17 protein-coding genes are annotated in these 21,846 nt (G+C 65.5%); 5 read left to right on the plus strand and 12 right to left on the minus strand.

The features are described from left to right. Window positions 1-8 precede the first annotated feature (8 nt). Window positions 9-1,205, minus strand: a complete 1,197-nt coding sequence (locus G3O06_RS08740; protein WP_174980552.1) for an acyl-CoA dehydrogenase family protein — start codon at window positions 1,203-1,205, stop codon at window positions 9-11. A 215-nt stretch (window positions 1,206-1,420) separates the two neighbouring features. Between G3O06_RS08740 and G3O06_RS08745 the strand changes: the two genes are divergently transcribed. Continuing rightward, window positions 1,421-2,683: a nitronate monooxygenase gene (locus tag G3O06_RS08745; RefSeq protein ID WP_277403701.1), complete on the plus strand. Its 1,263-nt coding sequence runs from the start codon at window positions 1,421-1,423 to the stop codon at window positions 2,681-2,683. Between the two features lie 366 nt (window positions 2,684-3,049). Here G3O06_RS08745 and G3O06_RS08750 read toward each other — a convergent pair whose 3' ends face one another. From G3O06_RS08750 to G3O06_RS08770, 5 genes are all read right to left on the minus strand, one after another. Continuing rightward, window positions 3,050-4,267, minus strand: coding sequence for an acetyl-CoA C-acetyltransferase (locus G3O06_RS08750; protein ID WP_205815742.1), 1,218 nt, complete (start codon window positions 4,265-4,267; stop codon window positions 3,050-3,052). 335 nt (window positions 4,268-4,602) lie between these two features. After that, window positions 4,603-5,055 (minus strand): MaoC family dehydratase, encoded by a 453-nt coding sequence (locus G3O06_RS08755; protein ID WP_174966886.1) that lies wholly within the window; start codon window positions 5,053-5,055, stop codon window positions 4,603-4,605. A gap of 20 nt (window positions 5,056-5,075) precedes the next feature. Then, window positions 5,076-5,966, minus strand: a complete 891-nt coding sequence (locus tag G3O06_RS08760; RefSeq protein WP_254607996.1) for a CoA ester lyase — start codon at window positions 5,964-5,966, stop codon at window positions 5,076-5,078. A gap of 120 nt (window positions 5,967-6,086) precedes the next feature. Next, a complete protein-coding gene (locus G3O06_RS08765; protein WP_205815743.1) occupies window positions 6,087-8,093 on the minus strand; it encodes an AMP-binding protein in 2,007 nt (668 codons plus the stop codon). Window positions 8,094-8,458: 365 nt separating this feature from the next. Beyond that, window positions 8,459-9,958 carry an aldehyde dehydrogenase family protein gene (locus G3O06_RS08770; protein ID WP_346779499.1) on the minus strand — a complete coding sequence of 500 codons (1,500 nt, stop codon included), beginning with the start codon at window positions 9,956-9,958 and terminating at the stop codon, window positions 8,459-8,461. A gap of 571 nt (window positions 9,959-10,529) precedes the next feature. On the opposite strand from G3O06_RS08770, the gene G3O06_RS08775 reads away from it, so the two are divergent. Together G3O06_RS08775 and G3O06_RS08780 are read left to right on the plus strand one after the other, a co-directional pair. After that, complete coding sequence (locus G3O06_RS08775) at window positions 10,530-11,690, plus strand: CaiB/BaiF CoA-transferase family protein (protein WP_205815744.1); 1,161 nt, start codon at window positions 10,530-10,532, stop codon at window positions 11,688-11,690. After that, on the plus strand, window positions 11,687-12,928 hold the full coding sequence (locus tag G3O06_RS08780; RefSeq protein WP_174996794.1) for a CoA transferase: 1,242 nt from the start codon (window positions 11,687-11,689) through the stop codon (window positions 12,926-12,928). The genes G3O06_RS08775 and G3O06_RS08780 overlap by 4 nt, the downstream gene beginning before the upstream one ends. Window positions 12,929-13,003: 75 nt before the next feature. Here G3O06_RS08780 and G3O06_RS08785 read toward each other — a convergent pair whose 3' ends face one another. Together G3O06_RS08785 and G3O06_RS08790 are read right to left on the minus strand one after the other, a co-directional pair. Next, window positions 13,004-13,762: a glucose 1-dehydrogenase gene (locus G3O06_RS08785; protein ID WP_205815745.1), complete on the minus strand. Its 759-nt coding sequence runs from the start codon at window positions 13,760-13,762 to the stop codon at window positions 13,004-13,006. A 99-nt stretch (window positions 13,763-13,861) separates the two neighbouring features. Next, window positions 13,862-15,232, minus strand: coding sequence for an MFS transporter (locus G3O06_RS08790; RefSeq protein ID WP_205815746.1), 1,371 nt, complete (start codon window positions 15,230-15,232; stop codon window positions 13,862-13,864). On the opposite strand from G3O06_RS08790, the gene G3O06_RS08795 reads away from it, so the two are divergent. Further along, entirely contained in the window at window positions 15,176-15,586 is a 411-nt protein-coding gene (locus tag G3O06_RS08795) for a hypothetical protein (RefSeq protein ID WP_205815747.1), read from the plus strand. The genes G3O06_RS08790 and G3O06_RS08795 overlap by 57 nt on opposite strands. A 20-nt stretch (window positions 15,587-15,606) precedes the next feature. Here G3O06_RS08795 and G3O06_RS08800 read toward each other — a convergent pair whose 3' ends face one another. After that, the gene (locus G3O06_RS08800) at window positions 15,607-16,560 is read right to left on the minus strand and encodes a LysR family transcriptional regulator (protein WP_174980226.1); all 954 of its coding nucleotides are present in this window, start codon (window positions 16,558-16,560) and stop codon (window positions 15,607-15,609) included. A gap of 333 nt (window positions 16,561-16,893) precedes the next feature. Continuing rightward, window positions 16,894-17,361: a MaoC/PaaZ C-terminal domain-containing protein gene (locus G3O06_RS08805; protein ID WP_205815748.1), complete on the minus strand. Its 468-nt coding sequence runs from the start codon at window positions 17,359-17,361 to the stop codon at window positions 16,894-16,896. Between the two features lie 253 nt (window positions 17,362-17,614). On the opposite strand from G3O06_RS08805, the gene G3O06_RS49645 reads away from it, so the two are divergent. Next, the gene (locus G3O06_RS49645; RefSeq protein WP_277403702.1) at window positions 17,615-17,743 is read left to right on the plus strand and encodes a hypothetical protein; all 129 of its coding nucleotides are present in this window, start codon (window positions 17,615-17,617) and stop codon (window positions 17,741-17,743) included. 179 nt (window positions 17,744-17,922) lie between these two features. Here G3O06_RS49645 and G3O06_RS08810 read toward each other — a convergent pair whose 3' ends face one another. Next, window positions 17,923-19,620, minus strand: a complete 1,698-nt coding sequence (locus G3O06_RS08810) for a M4 family metallopeptidase (RefSeq protein ID WP_174966894.1) — start codon at window positions 19,618-19,620, stop codon at window positions 17,923-17,925. A gap of 605 nt (window positions 19,621-20,225) precedes the next feature. Then, complete coding sequence (locus G3O06_RS08815) at window positions 20,226-21,440, minus strand: MFS transporter (RefSeq protein ID WP_241019629.1); 1,215 nt, start codon at window positions 21,438-21,440, stop codon at window positions 20,226-20,228. Between the last annotated feature and the right edge of the window lie 406 nt (window positions 21,441-21,846).

The following is a 21,846-nucleotide window of genomic DNA, read 5'->3' on the forward strand; positions in this document are numbered from 1 at the left end:
CCTGCTCCTTAGAAACCGAGAATCATCTTCGAGATGATGTTCTTCTGAACCTCCGTCGCGCCGCCGAAGATCGAGATCTTGCGCATGTCGAAGTACGTCGATGCCGCGGGCGATGCCCAGTCCGGCCCGCTCACCGGCTGAACGGCACCGTCGACCAGCCAGTCCGGCGAATACGGCCAGCCGTGTGGCCCGGCCACCTCCTGCTGCAGCATCGCGATGTCCTGCTGGATTTCGGAGCCGCGGATCTTCAGGATCGACGCTTCCGGCCCCGGCGCCTTACCGGCGCCCTGCGTGGCGACGCGCAGCAGCAGCATCTCGAGCGCCATCACGTCCATCTCGATCCGCGCGATCTTGTCGCGCATCCGGCCGTCATCGATCATGACGCCGCCCTTGCCGTCCGGCGTGATCCGCGCGTAGTGCTTGAGCTGACGCAGCTCGCGGTAGCAGTGGCCGATGCCCGCGATGCCGGTGCGCTCGTGCCCGAGCAAGTATTTCGCGTAAGTCCAGCCCTTGTTCTCCTCGCCGACCAGGTTCTCGACCGGTACCTCGACCTCCTCCAGCCAGGTCTCGTTGACGTCGTGGCCGCCGTCGAGCGTCACGATCGGGCGGACGGTCACGCCGGGCGTCTTCATGTCGATCAGCAGCAGCGAAATGCCTTCCTGCGGCTTCGCATCTGGGTCCGTGCGAACCAGGCAGAAGAGCCAGTCGGCGAAATGCGCCATCGTCGTCCAGGTCTTCTGCCCGGTGACGACGTACTTGTCGCCCTTGCGAACCGCGCGTGTCTTCAGCGACGCGAGATCGCTGCCGGCGCCCGGCTCGGAATAGCCCTGGCACCAGAAATCGTCCATGTTCGGAATGCGCGGGAGAAACCGCGCCTGCATCTGCGGCGATGCGTACTTCATCAGCACCGGCCCAATCATCAGCAGACCGAACGGCAGCAGGCGCGGTGCACCTAACTTGAACGACTCGATCTCGAAGATGAGGCGCTGCAGCGGGCTCCAGCCGGTTCCGCCGTGCTCCTTCGGCCAGGCCGGCGCGCCCCAGCCGCGGGCGTTCAGGATCCGGTGCCATCGCACGTAATCGTCCTTCTCGACGCGGCGATGCCCCAGGACCTTGTCCCGGATGTCGTTCGGCAAGTTCGCGTCGACGAACGCGCGCACTTCTTCGCGGAACGCGTGTTCCGCCGCGGTGTAACGCAGGTCCATCCTGATGTCCTCCTCGATGCTCGACAGGCGCACGACGACAGCACGCGCAATCTGGTTATTTCTGACGCCATCGAGTGTGTTGGACCGCGATGCACGGTGCAACTGGTATTCGGCGAACGCGGCAATCGGCTTCCGCGAACACGCCGGCACATGCATGTCAGCCATGACCGAACGCGCCCGCAGCGTTCGGAAAGCGCGAACACCGCCGTCGCGACTTGCGATTTGAACCTGCCCCGACGCCTTGTTACATTGAATTCACCGAAACCCGCACGCACGCATGCATCGCGCCGCAGAGTTTCTCCGACACCACGACAACCACCCGCGCGGCAACGGCAACCGTCGCGCTGCGCGATCGAACGGTCGTCGAACATCCATCAAAACAGGAGGCAGACTTGTCCAGACTGAAAACCCCGTTGTGCGAACTGCTCAACATCGAATACCCGATTCTCCAGGCCGGCATGGGCGGCGTGGCGTTCGGCCCGCTGGCCGCCGCCGTGTCGAAGGCCGGCGGCCTCGGCACCATCGCCGCGATCTCGCCGACGCCCGAGCGCGTCGAACAGGAAATCCAGCTCGTGCGCAGCCTGACCGACAAGCCGCTGTGCGTGGATATCGGGTTTCCGCTGCGCGCGCCCAAGAACCTCGCCTCGATCAGGATCGAGCAGCTGCCGTCGCCGATCGTTCAACTGCAAAAGGAAATCGAGGCGCTCGGCATCGAGGTCAAGCCGGTCGACGACCAGGCCATGGGCATCGAGGACGCGAAAACCAAGCTGGAGATCTGCTTCGCGCACAAGGTCGAGGTCATCGCCTGCGCGCTGGGCACGCCGGCGTGGGTGGTCGACGAATGCCATGCGCGTGGCGTCAAGGTCATCAGCATGGTCGGCTCGGCCCGCCATGCGAAGGCCGCGATCAAGGCCGGCACCGACGTCGTCGTGGTACAAGGCACCGAAGGCGGCGGTCATACCGGCGACGTCGGCCTGATCACGCTGCTCGCGGAAGTGCTCGAGTTTTCGCCGGTGCCGGTGGTCGCGGCCGGTGGCATCGTGACGGGCGCGCAGATCGCCGCCGTGCTGACCCAGGGCGCACAGGGCGTGTGGGTCGGCACGCGCTTCATCGGCAGCCAGGAGGCGACGGTCGGCCCGAACTACAAGCAGTCGATTGTCGAGGCCGGCTACGACCAGACCATTCGTTCGCTGCTGTTCGACGGCCTGTACGTGCGCCAGCTCAAGAATCGCTACACCGAGGTGTGGGAAGGCCACGAGGACGAAATGCTGCCGTATCCCGAGCAGCGCGTCGCCATCGGGCCGGTCCGCTTCGCGTCGGTGGAGGCGGATTTGAAGGATCATCAGCCGCTGCCGGCAGGCCAGGGTTCCAGCCTGATCCGCGACGTGCCGCCGGCCGGCGACGTGCTGCGCCGTCTGGTCGATGAAACGGTAGCCACGCTCGAGCAGTCGCGCAGCCGTATCGAATTCGCCAACTGAGCGCGAAGGGAAATGAACCCTGCGTCCGGTACGTCACGGATGCGGGGTTGTCGATTCGAATCTCGATTTGAAGAAACAGCGCGACGTGTCGCGCACCGTCTTCCCGCGCGAGCAACCCGCAGCCGATCACCTGTGCCTGGATTTCCGCCGCGCCCTCGATGAGGTTCAGGATGCGTGCATCGCACGGCACACGGTTTATTTCGAACGTCAGCGAAGGAAATCAGGCTCGCCGCCGACCGGATCGATGCGAATCTCGTTCGCGCCGAGCTGCCGCAGATGCAGCGCGCTCGACGGCGCGGCGATGACGGACGCGCACTGACCACGCGCATCCCGTTCAGCAGTTGGTACGTGACGCGCGCCCTGCCGTTACGCGACGACGCGCTCGAACACCGCCGCTAGCCCCTGGCCGCCGCCGATGCACATCGTCTCGAGCCCGTAGCGCCCCGCGCGGCGATCGAGTTCGCGCAGCATCGTTGCGAGGATCCGTACGCCGGTCGCGCCGACGGGATGGCCGAGCGAAATGCCCGAACCGTTGACGTTCAGCCGCTCGTAATCGCCGGCGTCGAATCCCATGGCCGCCGTGCACGCGAGCACCTGTGCCGCGAACGCCTCGTTCAGCTCGATCAGGTCGAGATCCTTCAGCGCGAGGCCCGCGCGCCGCAACGCGAGTTCGGTCGCGGGCACGGGTCCGATCCCCATCCGCTCCGGCTCGACGCCCGCGACTGCCCACGTGACGAGGCGCGCGAGCGGCCGCAGGCCGAGCTCGGCCGCCTGCTCCGGCGTCGTCACGATGCAGACGGCCGCGCCGTCATTTTGCCCGCTCGCGTTGCCGGGCGTCACCGTCGATTCCGCATCGACTTGCCGCCGGACCGGACGCAGCGCAGCGAGGCTTTCCATCGTCACGTCCGCGCGCGGATGCTCGTCGCGATCGACGCACGCGGCACCGCCTTTCGTCTTCACCTGCACCGGCACGATCTCGTCATCGAAGCGGCCGGATTCGTGCGCGGCGATCGCGCGGCTGTGCGACCGGTAGGCGAGCGCGTCCTGCGCATCGCGCGTGATCCCGTATTCGCGCCGCAGGTTCTCGGCGGTCTCGAGCATTCCGCCTTCTACCGGATGATGGCGGCCGCCGGACGTGATACGCCCTCGCGCGATCCGGTCCCACAGCGGCGACGAATCGCCGCGCAGCCCGCCCCAGCGTGCGCCGAGCACATAGTGCTCCGCCTGGCTCATGCTCTCGGCGCCGCCGGCGAGCACCAGGTCGGCCGCGCCGGTCTGCACGCGCATCGCCGCATCGATCACCGCCTGCAGGCCCGACCCGCACCGGCGGTCGAGCTGCAGGCCGGGCACGCGAATGCCGAGACCCGCATCGAGGCCTGCGACGCGCCCGATCGCCGGCGCCTCGCCGTTCGGGTAGCACTGACCGAAGATCACGTCGTCGATCCGCACGGGATCGAGCGCCGTACGCCGAACCAGTTCGCGGATCACCGTCTCGGCCAGTGTCGCGGCCGGAATGTCCTTGAACACGCCGCCGTAGCGCCCCACCGGTGTGCGCACCGGTTCGCAGATCACTGCTTGTCTCATGAGAACCTCGTTTCGATTGAATGAAGCGGGATGAGCCGGCGGCGATCGTCGCGCATGACCGCCCGGTGGCCACAGATTACGCGCCGATCCCGCCATACCGCGATCTCGCACGCATCTAGCTCGAGCAGGCGGCCGCCGATTTCGTCATTCGCGTCTCCCGGCGCCAGCGCCGCACCGTCAGGTCGAGCGCCCGAATCGTGCTCAACGGCCGAGGTCGATTGCTTGCCGGCTCCGTTGAAACCGGCGCGGCCGTCCCCGGCCGCCTTCTCTTCATGTTTTTTCCCCGGTTGCGCGGCAAATCGCGATGCACGCGTGCCGCGCGCGAGGCCGTGCGCTTACTTCGGGCGCAGCATCATCAGGCCGGTACGCACCGCCGTGCACACTTCCTCGTCACGCTGGTTCAGTGCGACGTGACGAAACACGACGATGCCCGAGTCGCTGCGGCTTTTCGACAACCGCGCGCTGACGATCTCGGTACGCACGCGAATCGTGTCGCCGTGGAAGGTGGGCTTCGGAAACTTGATTTCCTGGAAACCGAGGTTGCCGAGCGTCGTGCCGAGCGTCGTTTCATACACGGTGATGCCGGCGAGGAGCGCCAGCAGGAACATGCTGTTGACGAGCCGCTGCCCGTAGATCGAGCCCTTGCTGTACTCGGCATCGATGTGCAGCGGCGCGCAGTTGTACGTCATCGCGGAGAACAGCACGTTGTCGGTTTCCGTCACGGTGCGGCGGATCGCGTGTTCGACCACGAGGCCTTCACGGCAATCTTCGAAATAGAGTCCGGCCATTTGTCGGGTTCCTTGTTCAGTCAGTGAGTGAGGGATTTCGCACGCGCGACGATCTCGTGCGCGGTCTTGACGTGGGCGATGTCGATGTGTTCGCCGTCGTAGATGCACGACGCGCGGCCACCGGCCTGTGCTTCGTCGAGCGCGGCGATCATGCCTTCGTAGTACGCGACTTCGTCGGCCGACGGGCTGTACACGTCGTTGATCGTCGCGACGTTCGACGGATGCAGCGCGAGCTCGCCGGACATGCCGAGATTGCGGTCGAGCACCGACGACTTGCGCAGCCCGTCGAGATCCTTGACCTGCTGCCATACGCCGCCGATCGCGTGCTTGCCGGCCGCACGCGCGGCCATCACCGCGCGCGACTTGAAGTACAGGCTTTCGCGGCCGTCTGGCGTCCACACGTAGCCGAGTGCGCGCGCGACGTCGGCGTTCTTCGCGGTCGCGCCGACGATCGCGCCGACGCGCTCGCGCGATGCGATTTCATAAGCGAACTGCAGCGAACGCGCCGTCTCGAGCAGCGGTATCACGCGCGTCGATCCGAGCGCCGCGCCGTTACGGAATTCCGCCTCGGCGAGCATCATCGACACGCAGTCGATGTCCTCGGGCCCGACGGGCTTCGAGATCACGATCCCCTCCACGTGCGGCCCGACCACCGCGAGGATGTCGTCGAAGTCGTACAGGTACGGGCTACGGTTGATCCGGACATACACGCGCTGCCGCTGCTCGGCCAGCCATGCCAGCTTCGACCGGACGACCGCGCGGGCCTCGACCTTCAGGGGCACCGGCACGCTGTCCTCGAGATCCAGAATCAGCGCATCCGCTTTCGCGGCGATCGATTTCTCGATCCAGTCCGGTTTGTTGCCCGGCACGAACAGCAGCGATCGGGCAGGCCTCACGGCATTCGTAGTCACTTTCGTCTCCTTGTTGACGGGTTGATGCGAAAAATGGATTCGGTGCGTCGCGCCGGCATCACGTCGCGGCCGTTGCCACGCGTTCGGGTATCGACAGGACGGCGTCCGCGTAGCGCTCGCTCATTCGCTGTCCGCCGTTTTTGAAACGCCGTGCCGGCCTGCCGCCGCCGCAATCGCATCGAGCGTCTCGGGGTTGGCCAGCGAAGACAGGTCGCCAGGCGGAAGGCCGAGGCATGCGGAACGCACCGCTCGGCGCATGATCTTCATGTTGCGCGTCTTGGGCAGCTCGTCGACGAACAGCACCAGCGACGGCCGAAACGCGGCGCCGAGCCCCGACACGACCGCCGAGCTCAACGCTTTCTCGACGTCCGCGTCAGCCGTCACGCCCGGCATCAACGTGACCACGAGGCCGACGGTCTCGCCCTTGACCGGATCGGGCACGCCGATCGCCGCCGCTTCGGCGACGCGCCCCGTCGCCATCACGAGCGTCTCGATCTCCGCCGGCCCGGTGCGCTTGCCGGCAACTTTCAGCGTATCGTCGGCGCGACCGAGCACGTACCAGAACCCGTCCTCGTCGATCGCGGCGCGATCGCCGTGCCGCCACATGCCCGGCGTCTTGCCCCAGTAGTTGGCCAGGTAGCGTTCGTTGTCGCGCCACAGCCCGCGCGTGAGGCCGATCGACGGCCCGCGCAACGCGAGCTCACCGGTCCCGCCCGGCCCGACGGAGCGGCCCACGTCATCGACGACATCCGCCCCCATGCCCGGAATCGGCCCGGCGAATGCGCACGGCTTCATCGGATGGATCACGGTACCGGTGACGATGCCGCCGCCCACTTCGGTGCCGCCCGAGTAATTGACGATCGGCCGGCTGCCGCCGCAAACCTTGTCGAACATCCAGTGCCACGCATCGACCGTCCACGCCTCGCCGGTCGACAGCGCGACACGCAACGCGGAAAGATCGTGGTTTTCGATGCCCGCGCCGCCCGCCTGCATGAAACTGCGCACGATCGTCGGCGCGATACCGAGCACGCTCACGCGATGCCGCTCCATCAGCCGCCAGAACCGTCCCCGGTCGGGGAAATCGTGCGCACCCTCGGCCATCACGATGGTGCCGCCCAGCAGCGTGGTGCCGTAGATCAGCATCGGCCCGACCAGCCAGCCCATGTCGCTCAGCCACATCAGCCGGTCGCCGGCGCGCATGTCCGCGCACAGCCCCATGTCGAGCGCGAGCTTCGTGACGAATCCGCAGTGCGAATGGACGGTGCCTTTCGGCTTGCCGGTCGTGCCCGATGTGTACATCAGCATCATCGGTGCGTCGGCCGGCATCTCGGTGGTCGGTGCATCGATCGGCTGGCCGTCGATCAGTTCATGCCACCAGCGGTCGACCCCCGTGTCCCATTCCGTCGGAGCGCCGTGGTTGCGCAGCACGACGACATGTTTCAGTGTGGGCACGTCCGCGCGCGCCGCATCGATCGTCTGCTTCATCGGCGTCGCCTTGCCGCGGCGCGTGCTCGCATCCGCCGTCAGCACCGCCACCGCGCCCGCATCCTGCAGGCGGCTCGCGACGGCCTGTGCACCGAATCCGGAAAACAGCGGCAGCACGATCGCGCCGATCTTCGAGATCGCCAGCATGGCGGCCACGGCCTCCGGCACCATCGGCAGGTAGATCGCAATGACGTCGCCCGGCTGGCAGCCGATCTGGCGCAACCCGGCCGCGAGGCGGCTCGTCTGCGCGTCGAGTTCGGCGTACGTCCAGCGGCGCACGGTGCCGTCCTCGCCTTCCCACACCACCGCTTCCTGCCGGTCGCGTGCGGTGCCGCGATAGCGGTCCAGGCAATTCAGTACCGCATTGGTCGTGCCGCCGACGCACCACTTCGCCCACTCGATGCCGTCGCGCGTATCGACGACCGATTCGTACGGTTGATAGAACCGCAGGTCCATGTGCCGGATGAGCGCGTTCCAGTAGGCGTCGGGATGAGTCGCTGCGAATGCCAGCAGTTGCTGGTACCCGGCCGGATCGGCCTGCTCGATGCCGACGGATCGCATGAACGCAGCCAGTGCGCTGGCATGTGCCGCCTCGGGTTCGGGGCGCCACGCCACGTCGCACACCTGCCATGCAGTTTCCATTCACGTCTCCGGTTTGACCTGGCATTGCCTTGATTCAATGCTAGTCGTGCGCACCGGCCGGACTCAAGTTTTCACTCGCGAACCCATGATTCGCATTGCGCGAATCGTTGCGTCAGGCGTGCACCGGCACATGAAGAAGGTGCCGACTTTCGTGCGGATCGGGATGGCAGATGCGACGAATGCGCATCCGGAACGGAAGCCTTCTTCTCGATGTACGCGTGTGCGTTCTGCGACGCCTTCACGCCGAGGCTCGATCGCAAGCCGCCCGCGCGCGGCCGAATACGCGCGCTTTTTCCAGCTCGCGAATGCAAGAGGAATCGGGCCGCTTCGGATATCGTTCAGGATTCCGACCGGCCCTCATGCCATCAATACCGGAGCATCACCGACTTCGCTTCCGTATAGGTCTGAATCGACTCGGCGCCAAACTCGCGGCCCAGCCCCGACTGCTTGTAGCCGCCGAACGGCATCACCGGATCGGTTTCGCCGAACGTGTTGATCCAGATCCGGCCGCCCTTCAACGCCCCCGCGATCCGGTGCGCCCGGCCGATGTCACGCGTCCAGATGCCGCCGGCCAGCCCGTAAGCCGAATCGTTGCCCTGCGCGATCACGTCGCCCTCGGTATCGAACGGAATCACGCAGGCGACCGGGCCGAAGATCTCCTCCTGCGCGATCTTCATCGCGTTGCGCACACCGGAAAACACCGTCGGCTCGACGAAGTACCCGGCTTCGCGCACTTGTCGGCCGCCGGTCAACAGCGTCGCGCCCTCATCGTTGCCGGCGTCCACGTACGACATCACGCGATCGCGCTGCTTCGACGAAATCAGCGGGCCGAGCTTCGTATCGGCATCGAACGGGTTGCCGACCTTCAGGCTCGCGGCGAGCTTCGCCACTTCGTTCGCGAATTCGTCGTGAATGCTGCGATGAACGAACAGGCGCGTGCCTGACGAGCAGATCTGCCCGGAATTGCGCGTGAAACCGTTGACCGCGGCAGCGAGCGCCTTGTCGAGATCGGCATCCGGAAACACGATGTGCGGCGTCTTCCCGCCCAGTTCGAGCGTCACGCGCTTCAGGTTGCCGGCCGACGCGAGCAGGATCTGCTTGCCGATCGCGGTCGAGCCGGTAAACGCGACCTTGTCGATACCCGGATGCTCGGAGATCGCCGCGCCGACCGTCTGCCCGTAGCCGGTCACCACGTTCAGCACGCCCTGCGGCAGCCCGGCCTCGTGAAATAGTTCGACGAGCCGCAGGCAGGTCAGCGACGCGAGCTCCGACGGCTTCGTGACGATCGTATTGCCGCACGCGAGCGCCGGCGCGAACTTGACGCCGGCCAGCAGCAGCGGCACGTTCCACGGATTGATCTGGCCGCAGACTCCGATCGGTTCGCGCAGCGTGTAGATGAACGCGGAGGAATCCGTCGGCACGGTCGTGCCGAGTATCTTCGTCGGCCAGCCCGCGTAGTAGCGGAACGTGTCGACGGTCATCTTCACCACCGCCGCGCTGAACCAGGCCGGCATCCCGTTGTCGAGCGTCTCGAGGGCGGCCAGTTCGTCCGCGTGTTGCTCGATCGCGTCCGCGAGGCGCAGCAGCACGGCGGTGCGCGCATGCGGAGACATGCTGCGCCAGCCCGACGATTCGAACGCGCGTCGCGCGGCGGCCACCGCAAGGTCGACGTCCGTCTTGTCGCCTTCGGCGATGCGGGCGAGCACGTCCGCCGTCGCCGGGTTCAGTGTCTCCATCGTTCTGCCGGACGCGGCCGGCACCCACTTGCCGTCGATGAAGTGCTGCTTGGCGCCGGAGCGGCACCACGCGAGCGCCGCGGCCAGGCCGGGATGTTCGGATTCTGACTTCGTGGAAAGGACGGTCACTGCCTGTCTCCGTTAAGAATGGTTCGTGATGTTTTGCTGCGCGGCGTCGACGGGGCGTACATCGCCCCTGTCGCGCGCAGCATCGGTTACGCACGCCGCTCGACGCGGTCGGGCGCTGGAACTTGTGAATGATTCCGCGGTTGAATGCAACCATCGTGCCCGGCGCGTCTCCGGCTTTCTCGCTATCGACAGCGCCGGACAGGCGAAGCAATACATGTCACCCTCCATGCTTATCTACTCATTTGTATTTCTAATTATTCGGTTAATGCAGCGAAGCAGCAGGCCATTTGTTCATTCGACTGGTGGCCCTTGGCGTGCGGCGCAATGACGATGATGTTAGTCAGCGCATCCTGCAACGCTCAAGTCGTGACTTGCGAATCCGCGATTCACGATGCACGAATTGCCGCGATGCGATGCCGTCGCGACGTGTTCGTATTCCGGAACTCGCGCGCTCACGAATCGTCACTTGAGGCGCTCATCGCGGGCTTCTAGTATTTCCGCATGGCCCGCAACCGGGCCGGCACGCTCCGGGCCGGACGGCTGCGCGACAGAATGACACCGGGAGACAATCTTGAAAGACAACGCAGGAGCCGGACCGCTCGCCGGTCTGAAAATCATCGAACTCGGCGGGATCGGGCCGGGCCCGTTCTGCGCGATGCTGCTGGCGGACATGGGCGCCGACGTGCTGCGCCTCGACCGCATCGTGCCGTCGGACAGCGGCGTGCACATGGATCACCGTTTCAATCTGCTCAACCGCGGCCGCCGCTCGGTGGCCATCGACCTGAAGCAGCCGCAGGCCGTCGAACTGGTCAAGCGGCTCGCCGCCTCCGCCGACGCAGCGCTCGAGGGCTTTCGCCCCGGTGTGGCCGAACGGCTCGGCGTGGGCCCGGACGATCTGCTGGCGTGCAATCCGCGCCTCGTCTACGGCCGCATGACCGGCTGGGGCCAGGACGGCCCGCTTGCGCAAGCGCCCGGACACGACATGAACTACATCTCGCTGAGCGGTGCGTTGCACACGATCGGCGAACGCGACGGGCCGCCCGTGCCGCCGCTCAACCTGGTCGGCGATTTTGGCGGCGGCGCGATGTATCTCGCGTTCGGCATGGTCTGCGCGATGCTCGAAGCCTCACGCTCGGGAGCCGGGCAAGTGGTCGATGCGTCGATGGTCGACGGCTCCGCGCATCTGATGACACTGATCTACGGCATGTACGCGGCGGGCGCATGGAGCGACCGGCGCGGCGACAACCGGCTCGATTCGGGCACGCCGTGGTACAGCGTCTATCGCACGCGCGACGATCGCTACGTGTCACTCGCGTCCAACGAGCCGCGCTTCTATCGCGAAACGCTCGCACTGCTGGGGCTCTCCGACACGCCGCTCCCCGATCAGCACGACCGCCACGGCTGGCCGGTGCTGCGCGAGCATTTCACTCGGGTGTTCGCCACGAAGACGCGCGACGAATGGTGCGCGCTCGCAGCCGGCACCGACGTCTGCCTCGCCCCCGTGCTGTCGCTGGCCGAGGCACCGCATCACCAGCACAACGTTGCCCGCCGCACGTTCGTCGAAGTCGACGGCATCGTGCAGCCGGGGCCCGCGCCGCGTTTCAGCCGGACCCGGCCGACGCTGCGCGGCGGCGCGCCCGCGCCCGGCGCCCATACGACGGCTGCACTGCGCGACTGGGGCATCGACGCTTGCGAAATCGACGCGCTGCGCACCGCGGGGGTCCTGCAATGAACGCACCTGAAAACAGGCAAACGAACACCGCCGACCGGCCGCTGGACGGCGTGCGGGTACTCGCCGTCGAGAATTTCATTGCGGGCCCCTATGCGTCGATGTGGCTCGCCGATGCCGGTGCGGAAGTGGTCAAGGTCGAATCGCGCGAAGGCGGAGATTTTTCCCGCAGCACGAGCCCCGTCAAGACCGACGCGAACGGCGTCGCGCACGGCCTGTCGTTTCTGCGCTCGAACCGCAACAAGAAGAGCGTCACGCTCGACCTGAAGCATCCCGACGGCAAGCGGATCTTCATCGAGCTGGCGCGCGAAGCCGACATCGTCGTGGAGAACCTGCGCCCAGGCGTCATGGACCGGCTCGGCATCGGCTACGACGTGTTGCGCGAACACAATCCGCGCCTGATCTACGTCGCGATCTCCGGGTTCGGCCACACCGACGTGAAGCCCAGCCCGTATACGGACTACCCGGCATTCGACATCGTCGGGCAGGCGATGAGCGGGTTGATGTACCGGCCCGAGCGCACCGGCGATCGCCCGACCTATCTCGGCTTTTCGCTGGCCGATCTGCAAGGCGGGATCCTGGCGATGCAGGGCGCGCTGCTCGCGCTCTATCAGCGCCAGCGCACCGGCCGCGGCAAGAAGGTCGACATTTCGCTATACGACGCTTCGCTGATCCAGAACGAGATCTCCGTCGCGATGTATTCCGCGTTGCGCCAGCCCACGCCGCCCGGCGTGCATGCGGTCACCGCACCGTTCGGTACGTATCGCGCGAACGACGGCTACATCGTCATCGCCGTGCTCGGCGAACACATCTGGCGCCGCTTCTGCGACGTGATCGGCCGACCGGAACTGCCCGACGATCCTCGCTTCGCAGACGGCATCTCCCGCCGTGCCAACGGCGAGGCGCTCGACCGGCACATCGATGCATGGCTGGCCGTGCGGACACGTGCGGATGCGGTCCGGACGTTGCGCGACGGCGGCGTGCCGGCCTCGGTGGTGAACGATGTCGCCGACCTGTTCGACTGCCCGCACGTGGCCGCCCGCGACATGCTGATGACGCTCGACGACCCGGTCTGGGGACCGATCCAGGTCGCCGGCAATCCGATCAAGATGTCGGACGTGCCGGAGCCCGAGGCCGGCCTGCCGCCCCGGCTTGGCCAGCACACGCAGGCCGTGCTCGAAGCGTGGCTGCAGATGGACGCCGGCGACGTGGCAGCGCTGCGCGCGCGGCAGGTCATCTGAACCCTGAAGCAAAGAGGGCATCGCGCATCGGTTTGCGCGATGCCCTTCATGAAACGGGCTCCCGGACGGTTTGCGTCAGAGCGCGGTAAACCCGCCATCGACCACGAGTTCCGCGCCGGTCACGTACGACGATTCGTCGCTGGCGAGGAACAGGACCACGTTTGCGACTTCCTCGGGCCGCCCCGCGCGCGCCAGCGGAATCTTCGAGTGGATGACCTTGATGACTTCCGGATCATCGAACAGGTATTCGCTCTGCGGTGTGCGGATCACGCCCGGGTGAATCGAGTTCACGCGAATCCCGCGGCTGGCCAGGTCGATCGCCGCGCACTTGGAAAGCAGCCGGTTCGCCCCCTTCGATGCGCCATAGCCCGGGTGTAGCCCCGGAAAGGCGATCATGCCGGCGATCGACGACATGTTGACGATCGATCCGCCTCCGGCGCGCTCCATCACCGGAATGACCGTCTTGATCCCCAGGAACTGGCCGTTGAGATTCAGCTCGATCAGCTTGTTCAGGCCGTCGAGCGTCGCCTGTTCCCACGTATCGGGTGTGCCGGGCAGTCCGGCGTTGTTGACGAGCACGTCGACTCGCCCCCACGTCGCGAGCGCCTTGCCGACGGCAGTCTGCCATTGCGCCTCGTCGGTGACGTCGAGGCCGCAGTGCTCGGCGCTCAGCCCCTGTTCGCGAATCCCGGCGGCCACCTGCGCCGCGCCGTCGGCGCGGATGTCGGTCACCAGGACGTTCGCGCCCTCGCGCGCGAGCAATCCGGCCCCCGCCGCGCCCATGCCGCTCGCGGCTCCCGTGATGATGACCGTCTTGCCTTTCATGCGATTCATGTGAAACTCCCGTTCGCTTGGTTTGATTGTCGACTTGTCAGAATCTTCGGATTACTGAGCCGGTGAAACACTTCGGTGCGCTGGCATACGCACCGCACGCTAGGCGCTGCCCTCGCCAGCGGCGCCCAGCTCGCCTGTACCACGCTGCGGCGCACCACGCCTGACGCGGTCGGACAACCTGTCGTTGACGAGCGCGACGGCGAACGCGCCGATCACCGCGGGAACCGCCATCGCATAGAAGTTGAATTGCAGCGGCAGCGCGAGCCCCACGATCACCCCGATGAGGATCGGGCCGAACATCGCGCCGAGGCGCCCGATACCCGCAGCCCAGCCTACGCCGGTCGAACGCACGTTCGTCGGGTAGAACTGGCCCGCGTATGCGTAGACCACGATCTGCGTACCGATCGTGCAGGCGCCGGCGACGGTCACGACCGCGTACAGCAACGCGGTGGGCGCCTTGTAGCCGAGCAGCGCGATCGATACGGCCGCGAGCAGGTACATGCCGATCAACACGCGCTGGATATTGAGGCGATCGGCCAGCCAGCCGCCGCCGATCGCACCGACCACCGCGCCGAGATTCATCGCCATCACGAACGTCAGCGCGGAACCGAGGCTGTAGCCGGCGGACGCCATCAGCTTGGTCAGCCACGAACTCAGCCCGTAGACCATGAAGAGATTGGTGATGCAGGTCACCCAGAACATCAGCGTGCTGAACGCGCGCCCTTCGCTGAACAGCGCGCCGAGCAGCCTCGTCGGCCCGGCCTCCTCCTTCGGCATCGCAAAGCGGTCGCCCGGCTGGGGCACATGGCCGGGAATCAGCCGTTGCGCGATCCTGCGCACCTCCGCATCACGGCCCTTGAGCACCAGGAACGACAGCGATTCCGGCAGCGTGCGCCAGATCACCGGCACCAGCACGATCGGCACCGCCGCCGCGAAATAGATCGACCGCCACCCGTAGTTTTCCATCAGGCTCTTGCCGAGCAGCGCCGCCAGCACCCCGCCGCCCGAATAGCCGGCGAACATCAGCGAAACGAGCATGCTGCGCATGCGGCGCGGAGAATACTCCGTCATCTGCGCGGCGCACGTGGGGGCGATGCCGCCGAGACCCAGTCCCGCCAGGAACCGCAACGCACAAAACGCGACGGCGCCCCCCACCGCGCCGGCCGCGGCGCTGAACACGCTGAAGAGCAGTACGCACAGCACGATCGCCGGGCGGCGCCCGATACGGTCGGCGATGCTACCCAGCAGGATGCTGCCGACCATCATGCCGAACAGGCTCGAACTGGCAATGACGCCTGCGGTGACGGGGGTGATGTGCATCTCCTTCATGATCAGCGGCAGCGAAATGCCGACGATCGCGAGGTCGTACCCGTCGAGAATCATGATCAGGATGCACCAGCAAAGAACGACGGCATGGAATCGACCGAATCGGGCTTCGTCGATCACCGCCTGCAAATCGAATTGACGCATGGTTCCTTTGTCTCCGTGTCTGGAAGGTCGCAATGCCTTTCCTTTTTTCATTCAGCATGGCCCGTGTACCGGGCCGCCGGCGGCCGCCGCGCATTCGCATTGCGTGCGAGCGTCGGTGGCGCCATCAATGCTATGAGGCGCACGCTGCATCTTCAAATCACGAATTGCGAGGCCGCCGTTCGCGGTTCACGAACGTCGGGCGCGGCCGGCCATGCGTTGTCTGGAACCGGTCAGGATGACGGACGACGCGGTGCCGACCGCGATGCGACGCCAGAGGGCGGCGGCCGCGCGGTCGAGCACCGGGAATCAGAAACGGGAATCGGGGAAATGGAGCGCTTCGGCGCGCAGCGATAAGGCCGCGCCCGCCCCATCGATCAATCGGCCAGAGGGCCTGACGACGGCGCGGCCTTCGGGCGCCCGGTCAGCTGGTCGATGAGCGCACGCGTGGCCGAGGTCGTGGCCTTGCCTTTTCGGGTGCCGACCCGCAGCACCCGTACGGCCCACGGCTCCTGGATGCGCAGGACGGCGCACCGGTCGCGGCTGTCCATCGGCACCATGCATTCCGGCAGCACCGTCACGCCGAGGCTCGCCTGTACCAGACTCAGCGCGACGTCGGCGCCCGATACCGTGAACCGTGCGCGAATCGTCTCCCCGAGCGCATGTGCGGCTTCGTTGACCTTGAACATCAGCGTCGTATTGACCGGTTGCGCGATGAAGGGCTCGCGAACGAGATCGATGGTCTTCACCGTGCGTTGTTCCGCGAGCGGATGATTACGCGGAACAACGGCGACGAAGCTGTCGGTACGATAAGGCAGCGTATCCAGCAGCGTGTCGTCCACGTCGCCGCTCACCACGTACACACACAGATCGACGTCGCCCGTCGTCACGGCTCGAACCAGGTTGGTGTTGGGTTCCTGCTTCAATTCGAGTTCAACTTGCGGATAGTTGCGTGCGAATTCACCAAATTCTCGCCCCAGATACTGGACAACACTGGCCCCTGTCGTCGCAACGCTCACGTGTCCGCGCACGCCCGCCGAAAATTCGCCGAGCTCGCGCCGCATGTCTTCGAAGTTTTCGAACATCTGTCGTAGATAGCGTGCAAGCACTTCACCCGCCGCATTGGGCACGACCCCGTTCGGAATGCGTTCGAGCAACTGCACGCCGGCGATGTCCTCGAGGTCCTGCACACGCTTCGTCGCGGCGGATGGCGCGATGTTTTCCCGCGTCGCGGCGCGCCGGATCTGGCGCTCCTCCACGACCGTGAGAAACAGACGCAACGTAAAAAGGTCGACCCGGCGGGTCAAACCGTGCACGCTCAACGCACTCATGATGTCTCCTTCCGTCCGGTCGCTCGATCGAGCGCTCGCGACAGCGATCGACTTGCGGCGACACGGTACTGTGTTCGCTCCACGTAGGCGCGGGTCGGCCCGTCGCTTATCGGGGAGGCATGTCTTTATGGGAATCCTGTCCGTGAAACGAACAGTTGAAGCCGTTTTTCCTGGTCACCGGTTGCGCGGCCGGCACATCGGATCGGCCGCATGACCGCGGGAGACTTTTCTCTGATGTCACGCGCATACGGTAGCACCAACGCTCACCGCATGCGCGTGAACCGCGCGTCTGCCGCCGGGTGTGCGAGATCGCGCGCAACGCGCGGGTGTTCGTCACTGGAGCGGCAATGCTGGCACTGACATCGACCACTGGCTCCGGAATTTGATGATCAACTCGTTGCGCTGATTGTAGACACGACATTCGAACTCGATAACGGTGCCTTCGTTGCCCGTATCGCAGCGGCCCACGGTTTCGCTTTCCGCCCAGATCGTATCGCCGATGAAAACGGGTCGTACGAATCGGACGTCCGTGCAGCCCAGGCCGATGGAATGGCGTGTCCGGGTCAGCTCGTACGCGTGTGCACCGCTGGCCACGCACAACACGAACGTGCTGTTTGCCGCCCGAGCGTGGTACCGGGACGATCCGCCACGCCCGCCATCCAGATACAACGGCTCCGCGTGATGGGTCAACGTGCTGAACAGGAGGTCGCAGGCCTCGGTGAGCGTATGCTGAATCGGGTGCCGGCAAGTCGCACCGATCACGAATCGGTCAAGGCAGCCGCCGGAAATGGCTTCCGTCATGATGCGCTCCTCCTCCCCCTCTTCCGTTCTTCCCGAACCCCAGGTTCTGGCGATACTGCGGATGCGTCACCAAGGGTAAATGCCAAACACAACCGCGCCAAGTCGCGTTCCGCGCAGGGGCGATTCGTGAACGGCGATTTCATGCGGGCACCAGCACGCCGTGGCCGATGTTCACCCCATCGCGGAATGCCGGCGCGGACCGGGGCATCGTCGCCCGGCGCGAGGCAGCCGCGTGCGATCACGGAAACAGACTTTGAAGTGGGGATTCTGCGGATTGCGTTTCACGCGCACGAAGCCCGACTGGACCGGCGGCCATCACGCGATCCGCAACCTGTCGGGCGCAAGCAGCCCGGTTGCCTCCGGCTCGGCGCTTCAACGCTGAATAACGGACGGACCGATGAAGCGTGCGACAAAAAATCAGCCGCCTGCAATCGCAGGCGGCCGATCAACCTCTGCCCGTCATTCGCGTGAGTGTCTCGTGGCTTCGATCGGTTCCCCTTTCTCCGGCACGCAATACCGCCACACGATTTCCGGGCGTTCACCGCACTGACACAAGCGCCATCAATTCACCCCGACCGCACTCCACGCGCGAGCGACCGTGGCACTTTCGGCCGAATTCGCGCCGTACAGGTCGTTCGCCGCCTGGATCGAAGCACGACGTGCGTTCGGGTAGCTCGAGTTGGCGTTCAGATACACGGTCAGCGTCCGGTACCAGATCTTGCCGGCCTTCTCGCGGCCCAGGCCGCTGAAGGTCGTGTCGCCGTTGCAGACCAGCTTCGCCTTCGTCAGGCCGGTATCGGTCGACGGCACCGTCGGGCCTTCGGCCAGCAGGTAGAACAGGCGGTTGCCGACACCCGACGTGTAATGCGGATCATGGCGCGGATTCGACCACGAGAATCCACCCGACGGGTAACAGCTGAACGACCGGCCGTCGAGATCCTGCTTGTACATCTTGCGCAAGCCGCCGCTCACCACGCGCGCACCGATCACGTAGTTGCCGGGATCGTTCGGGTTGTTGGCGTAGTACTTCACGAGCGTGCCGAAAATGTCGGACGTCGACTCGTTCAGGCCACCCGCGTCGCCCGAATAGTTCAGGTTGGCCGTGGCCTCGGTCACGCCGTGGCTCATCTCGTGTCCGGCGACGTCAACTGAAACGACCGGTTTCGGCAGGCTGGTGCCGGGTTGGCCGTCACCGTACACCATCACGTGCGACGACAGCCATGCCGCATTCGCGCCGGTCGTGCCGCTACCGGTATTGAATACGACGTGCGCATAGCTCTTCACGCCGCGGCCGTCGTTGAAGATGCCATTGCGGTTGTGCGTAGTCTTGTAGTAGTCCCAAGTGAGTGCGAGACCATAATCGATGTCTGAGGCGACGGTCTGCCGGTCAGTGGTCGTGTTGTTGCCCCACACGTTCGTGCTGCTCGTGAAGATCGGCAGGTCAGTCGCCTGCTCGACGTCGTCCGAGGTCAGGCCGCGGCCGTCGTAGACCGAGCCGGAGCCGCGACTCGGATCCAGCATCCGGTACGCGTTCGTGCCCGTCTGGTCGGTGGTGAGCGTCAGGTTGCCGTAGTACAACGAGCGGCCGGTGCCGGTCGCGGCGGCGGTCTTGATCAGGTCCTGTGCGTCGAGCACGGTGCCGGTTCGCGCGTCGACGTAGTACAGCACGGCATCGCCATGCGTGTCGGTCGCCTTGCCGTAGACGCGCACCGCGTAGGCCAGCGTCGGTGTGACGTCGCGTGCGAACACGACGAGTTCCGCGTCATCGACGCGACGCACGTCCGAGTCGAAACGCGCGGCTGCGATGCGCTTGACCCGGGCGGCGCCGACGTCGGGTGCGTTGCGTACCACGGAGCGGTCTCCGACCTTGCCGATCTTGCCGGCGAGACTGATCGGCGCGAGCTGCGTCACGCTCGCCTGCTTCAACTGCCCCTTGCTCGAATGGACGACAACATCGCCACCGATCACGGGCAGGCCCGCGTAGAAGCGATCGAAGCGCACGTGCTCGGTGCCGTCGGGATCGACGATCACGTCGCGCACCTGGAACTGATCGCCATCCGTCGGCGCGCTCGCCTGCGGCCCTGCGAACTTCAACGCGCGTGTTGTGCCGCCGGTTGCGAGACTGAAGGCGGACGGGTTCTGCTGGATCAGTTGCAGGGCCTTGTCGACCGTAGCCGACTGGTCACCGGCCTGGGCAAAAGCACTGAGACTCGCGACGGTAATCGCGGTGATGGACAGCAGACGAGACAGTTTCTTCATGTAATCCCCCGGCTATGTATGGGTGATGTTCGAGGAATGCATCAAATACAAACCTTGATCTAAGACATGTCACGAACCGCAGAGGGATGCTAGAAGGTCATTTTTATAATTACAAGATATTTTCTGACAGGTTAATTTTTGCTGTCATCGATGTTAATCGATTCATGGTTTGGTGAGAAATCTGAAATGGTCTCGTCGGCCGCGATGGCGGTATCGGCAACGTTGCATCGGCGGAATGTCCCTGGCGGGCCTGGTGTTGTCAGGCCGAGGCGTTGCGTGGCGCGGGCCGGGCGGGACGAACGATGTGAGGCGGGCCTGAAGCTGGCATAAAGCGGCGGATACTATTTGCTTTATTAAATATTGATTTTGATTGTTGCCGTCCCGCGCGTATCAATACCATTTACCAATGATGCTGCGATTCCGGTTTTCGACGCCGATACCTTTGAATTCGTAGTGAAAGCCAGGCTAACGACGAACAAGATAATGCCTTCTACGAATCTTTCGTTCGGGCGACGCGGCGCAACTCATGGCGGGTGCGCCGCGGCACACCGCTGCTTTCGCGGAAGACGCATGCGGCCGATGAACCATCCGTTGACGCCTGCCGCCTACCTGCCCCTCACCTTGACCTGCACCACCAGCCACGTCAGCGCCCCCAGCACGAACACGGCGAGCGTCCACGTGCCGCCATGGTGCTGCAGCACCGCGGCTGTCGCGGCGATGCCCGCCAGTCCCTGCTGCAGGAAGCCGCACAAGGCCATCGCGTGCGCGCCATGTTCGTGCGCATCGCTGACGGCGGTCGCCATGCTGTTGGGAAACAGCACCGCCTGGCCGAAAATCGCGAGGCAATACAGCGCGATGAAGATCCACAGGCCGGTGAAATGGGCCAGCAGGCCGCCCAGCCATGACGCCAGCATCAACGTGGTTGCCAACGCAACCAGCGCGGCGCCCGCTTGCATCAGCCGGACCCCACCGACCCGTCTCACGAGGCGATTGACCAGCATTGCCCCACTGAAATAGGCGATGCCGAGCAGCAGGCCGATACTGCCGAAGCTCGTCACGGCCAGCTTGAAATACTCCTGGAACACGAACGGACTCACTTCCTGCAAGGTCACGATCGTCGCGAACCCCAACCCGCCGGCGCAGGCTGGCCACAGGAAGCCCGGGCGCCGCAGCAGGAGCCCGTAAGTGCCGGCCATGCCCGACGTGACAGCGGTGCGGTTTCCCGCCTTCAACGGCAACGCGTACGACAGACCGATCGCGAGCGCGGCGATGACGGCCATCAGCACGAAACCCGTTTGCCAGTGAGTGTATCGGCCGATCAGCCCGCCGACGAACTGGCCGCCGCCCAGCGCCGTGATGAAGGCGATCGACAACACGGAGAGGCGTCGCGCCAGTTCGTCGCCGCGCCAGTTGTCTCGAACGATGATTCTGGCGATGATCGCCGCACCGCCGCCCCCGATCCCCTGGAGGGCGCGCAACACGAGCAGCGCCGGTGCGAGCGTGCAGCTGGCGAGCAGCAGGCTGCTGGCGACGAACAGCAGCAGCGAAATCAGCAGCGGGCCACGCCTGCCCCAGCGTTCCGCGGCGGCGCCCCAGAACGGCACCGGCAGCGCCGCGCCGATCACATAGGCGGAGATGGACAACTCGGCGCCGCCTTGCGTCATCTTCAGTTCGCGCATGACGACAGGCAGCGACGGCAGGTACACCGTCGTCGCCATTTGCGCCATGAAGACGATCAGGCAGGCCAGCGCCATCAGGGACGCAGTCGACGCGGCCGGTTCGCACGGTGTGCCGGCGGCAAGAACGGGTTTGTCGCTCATGCCAGCCCTCGATTCGCTCGAGGCGCGGGCCCGGCCGTTACCCATCCGCGCACACATGACGGGCTGCCGTCGCGGGTACTACGCACATGCATGCTGTCCCGCAACCCGGGTTCGGTCGCCATCGTTTCTCTCTCTTGATCTTGTCGGGGTTGGCCGCGGCGGTGTGCGGCAGGATTGTTGTGGTTGGTCGTACAAAGGCACAGGCAGCGAACAGCCGACGTCGATGTCACATTCAAATGGCCATTGCGGGGCGGCGAGACTACCCGGCCCGGACACCTCTGCTCGCCCCCGATACAGGCGCTGCCGGCACGCCGCGCCGCGTAATCACGTGTAATCGATTCTGGAAAAAACCGGTCCTATATTGGCGTCACTCTCTCGCCATGCTCGTGACTTCAGGCTGGTCGAA

Source organism: Burkholderia sp. Ac-20345 (assembly GCF_017104825.1).
Taxonomy (GTDB): Bacteria; Pseudomonadota; Gammaproteobacteria; order Burkholderiales; family Burkholderiaceae; genus Burkholderia; species Burkholderia lata_B.

Excerpts from the sequence above, each read along its gene's own strand:
- G3O06_RS08800 (WP_174980226.1), bottom strand. The coding sequence starts at position 16,560 with ATGAGTGCGTTGAGCGTGCACGGTTTGACCCGCCGGGTCGACCTTTTT.
- G3O06_RS08750 (WP_205815742.1), bottom strand. The coding sequence starts at position 4,267 with ATGAGACAAGCAGTGATCTGCGAACCGGTGCGCACACCGGTGGGGCGC.
- G3O06_RS08815 (WP_241019629.1), bottom strand. The coding sequence starts at position 21,440 with ATGAGCGACAAACCCGTTCTTGCCGCCGGCACACCGTGCGAACCGGCC.
- G3O06_RS08740 (WP_174980552.1), bottom strand. The coding sequence starts at position 1,205 with ATGGACCTGCGTTACACCGCGGCGGAACACGCGTTCCGCGAAGAAGTG.
- G3O06_RS08755 (WP_174966886.1), bottom strand. The coding sequence starts at position 5,055 with ATGGCCGGACTCTATTTCGAAGATTGCCGTGAAGGCCTCGTGGTCGAA.
- G3O06_RS08790 (WP_205815746.1), bottom strand. The coding sequence starts at position 15,232 with ATGCGTCAATTCGATTTGCAGGCGGTGATCGACGAAGCCCGATTCGGT.
- G3O06_RS08780 (WP_174996794.1), top strand. The coding sequence starts at position 11,687 with ATGAACGCACCTGAAAACAGGCAAACGAACACCGCCGACCGGCCGCTG.
- G3O06_RS08805 (WP_205815748.1), bottom strand. The coding sequence starts at position 17,361 with ATGACGGAAGCCATTTCCGGCGGCTGCCTTGACCGATTCGTGATCGGT.
- G3O06_RS08795 (WP_205815747.1), top strand. The coding sequence starts at position 15,176 with ATGGAATCGACCGAATCGGGCTTCGTCGATCACCGCCTGCAAATCGAA.
- G3O06_RS08810 (WP_174966894.1), bottom strand. The coding sequence starts at position 19,620 with ATGAAGAAACTGTCTCGTCTGCTGTCCATCACCGCGATTACCGTCGCG.
- G3O06_RS08765 (WP_205815743.1), bottom strand. The coding sequence starts at position 8,093 with ATGGAAACTGCATGGCAGGTGTGCGACGTGGCGTGGCGCCCCGAACCC.
- G3O06_RS08785 (WP_205815745.1), bottom strand. The coding sequence starts at position 13,762 with ATGAATCGCATGAAAGGCAAGACGGTCATCATCACGGGAGCCGCGAGC.